We start from the raw sequence: 3,730 nt of genomic DNA on the forward strand, positions 1-3,730 counted from the left end.
ACGAAGTTGAGCACCGTGTTGTCGGCATTCGCTGCAACACGATCGGCATCAGCCTTGACCTTCGCCGTGTACGTCACCGTCTTCGTTTCACCAGCCGCGAGGGTTCCCGTCACCGAGAAACCATCGCTGCCGACCATCGCAGCAGCCAACGGATCCTGAGCAGACAAGCTGCCGGCAACCAGATCAGCATCATCGAGCAGACCACGCAGATCGTCGAAGTACGCGACCTCACCCGCACCACTACCGGTGTTCGAGAACGTCAACGTGTACTTGATGTCCTGACCGGCAACAACACTCGCTCCCGACGCCGGATCAGAAGACTTCACCACAGCAATCTTCGGAGACACCACCGGATGCTCCGTCGTCACCGGCGGAGGAGTGATCTCCGGACCGGTCGGCGGCTTCGCAGTACCGGTGACCTTGTTGCTGATCAACGTGCCACCGGCAACACCGGCATTGACCTTCACCTGGTAGGTCAGGACCACCGACTTACCCGCTTCGAGTGCACCGGTCCAGGTGAGCGTCGTACCCGAGAGGGTCGGAGCAGTCGCGTCGACACCGTCAACCGTTGCCTTCAGCGAACCGTCCACCAACGTCGCGTTGTCGAGAACCTTCGACAGATCATCGGTCAACACCACCGGATCAAGAGTCGTGTTACCCGTATTGGCACCGGTCACCGTGTACGTGATCGTCTGACCAGCAGCAACATTCGTCCCCGACACCGGATCCGCAGTCTTCGCGACCGTGAACCCCGGAACATCAACCGGATGCTCCGTCGTCACCGGCGGAGGAGTGATCTCCGGACCCGTCGGCGGCTTCGCAGTACCGGTCACCTTGTTGTTGATCAGCGTGCCACCGGCAACACCGGCATTGACCTTCACCTGGTAGGTCAGGACCACCGACTTACCCGCTTCGAGTGCACCGGTCCAGGTGAGCGTCGTACCCGAGAGGGTCGGAGCAGTCGCGTCGACACCGTCAACCGTTGCCTTCAGCGAACCGTCCACCAACGTCGCGTTGTCGAGAACCTTCGACAGATCATCGGTCAACACCACCGGATCAAGGGTCGTGTTACCCGTATTGGCACCGGTCACCGTGTACGTGATCGTCTGGCCAGCAGCAACATTCGTTCCCGATACCGGATCGGCAGTCTTGGAGACCGTGAACCCCGGAACCTGAACCGGATGCGTCGTGCACAGCTGCGTCGCCGGATCACACACCTCCGGAGGATCAACCGGCGGAGTCGTACCCGGAACAACGAAGTTGTTCACGAACACCCCACCAACCACATCGGCATTGACCTTCACCGAATACGTGACCGTCTTGCTCTCGCCGGCCGCCAATGTTCCCGTCACCGAGAAACCATCGCTGCCGACCATCGTCGCAGCCAACGGAGCATCAGCACTCAAACCACTCAATGCACCCTTGTCCACAACCTGACGCAGATCATCGAAGTACGCAACCTCACCCGCACCGTTACCGGTGTTCGAGAACGTCAACGTGTACTTGATGTCCTGACCGGCAATAACATTCGAACCAGATACCGGATCAGAGGACTTCACCACAGCAATCTTCGGAGACACCACCGGATGCGTCGTGCACAGCTGCGTCGCCGGATCACACACCTCCGGAGGATCCACCGGCGGAGTCGTACCCGGAACAACGAAGTTGAGCACCGTGTTGTCGGCATTCGCTGCAACACGATCGGCATCAGCCTTGACCTTCGCCGTGTACGTCACCGTCTTCGTCTCACCAGCGCCGAGGGTTCCCGTCACCGAGAAACCATCGCTGCCGACCATCGCAGCAGCCAACGGATCCTGAGCAGACAAGCTGCCGGCAACCAGATCAGCATCATCGAGCAGACCACGCAGATCATCGAAGTACGCGACCTCACCCGCACCGTTACCGGTGTTCGAGAACGTCAACGTGTACTTGATGTCCTGACCGGCAACAACATTCGAACCAGATACCGGATCAGAAGACTTCACCACAGCAATCTTCGGAGACACCACCGGATGCGTCGTGCACAGCTGCGTCGCCGGATCACACACCTCCGGAGGATCCACCGGCGGAGTCGTACCCGGAACAACGAAGTTGTTCACGAACACCCCACCGACCACATCGGCATTGACCTTCACCGTGTACGTGACCGTCTTGCTCTCGCCGGCCGCCAATGTTCCCGTCACCGAGAAACCATCAGTGCCCGACATCGTCGCAGCCAACGGAGCATCAGCACTCAAACCACTCAATGCACCCTTGTCCACAACCTGACGCAGATCATCGAAGTACGCAACCTCACCCGCACCGTTACCGGTGTTCGAGAACGTAAGCGTGTACTTGATGTCCTGACCGGCAACAACATTCGAACCAGATACCGGATCAGAAGACTTCACCACAGCAATCTTCGGAGACACCACCGGATGCGTCGTGCACAGCTGCGTCGCCGGATCACACACCTCCGGAGGATCAACCGGCGGAGTCGTACCCGGAACAACGAAGTTGTTCACGAACACCCCACCGACCACATCGGCATTGACCTTCACCGAATACGTCACCGTCTTCGTTTCGCCGGCCGACAGGGTTCCGGTCACCGAGAAACCATCGCTGCCGACCATCGTCGCAGCCAACGGAGCATCAGCAGTCAAACCACTGAGAACACCCTTGTCCACAACCTGACGCAGATCATCGAAGTACGCGACCTCACCCGCACCGCTACCGGTGTTCGAGAACGTGAGCGTGTACTTGATGTCCTGACCGGCAACAACATTGGTACCCGAGGCCGGATCAGAAGACTTCACCACAGCAATCTTCGGTGCCAGGACCGGATGCTCGGTCGTGACCGGCGGAGGAGTGATCTCCGGACCCGTCGGCGGCTTCGCAGTACCGGTCACCTTGTTGTTGATCAGCGTGCCACCGGCAACACCGGCATTGACCTTCACCTGGTAGGTCAGAACAACCGACTTACCAGCCTCGAGAACACCAGTCCACGAAAGCGTCGTGCCCGAGAGGGTCGGAGCAGCAGCAGCAGCAGGAGCACCATCGACCGTCGCGTTGAGCGAACCGTCCACCAGAGCGGCGTTGTCGAGAACCTTCGACAGATCATCGGTCAACACCACCGGATCAAGCGTTGTCTTACCGGTGTTCATGCCCGTTACGGTGTACGTGATCGTCTGACCAGCATTGACGCCGGTACCCGAGGCCGGATCAGCAGTCTTCGCGACAGTGAAACCGGGAACAGAGTGATTCGTCTCCACCGGCGGAGGAGTGATGTCCGGACCCGTCGGCGGCTTCGCAGTACCCGTGACCTTGTTGTTCAGAACCGTGCCCGCGGCAACACCGGCGTTGACCTTCACCTCATAGGTGAGGACGACAGACTTACCTGCTTCGAGAACACCCGACCACGAGAGCGTGGTGCCCGACAGAGTCGGAGCAGCAACAGGAGCACCGTCGACGGTCGCCTTCAGCGAACCAGGAACGACAGCAGCATTATTGAGGACCGCACCCAGATCGTCATTGATCTTGACCGGATCGAGCTTCGTCTTGCCGGTGTTGGTGCCGGTGACGGTGTACTTGATCGACTCGCCCGCCTGAACCGTCGAGCCTGAAATCGGATCAGCAGTCTTCTCCAAGGTGAAGCCGGGAACAGAGTGATTCGTCTCCACCGGCGGAGGAGTGATGTCCGGACCCGTCGGCGGCTTCGCAGTACCCGTGACCTTGTTGTTCAGAACCGTGC

At 59.5% G+C, this 3,730-nt stretch carries 1 protein-coding gene; it reads right to left on the reverse strand.

Features of this window, described 5'->3' with window-relative positions; all coding sequences use genetic code 11:
* Positions 1 to 3,730: isopeptide-forming domain-containing fimbrial protein (locus ACFQ6Y_RS12940; protein ID WP_378634329.1), on the reverse strand; the 3,730-nt coding region annotated here is incomplete at both ends.

This window comes from Rhodococcus sp. NPDC056516, from assembly GCF_042794655.1.
Lineage (GTDB): Bacteria > Actinomycetota > Actinomycetes > Mycobacteriales > Mycobacteriaceae > Rhodococcus_F.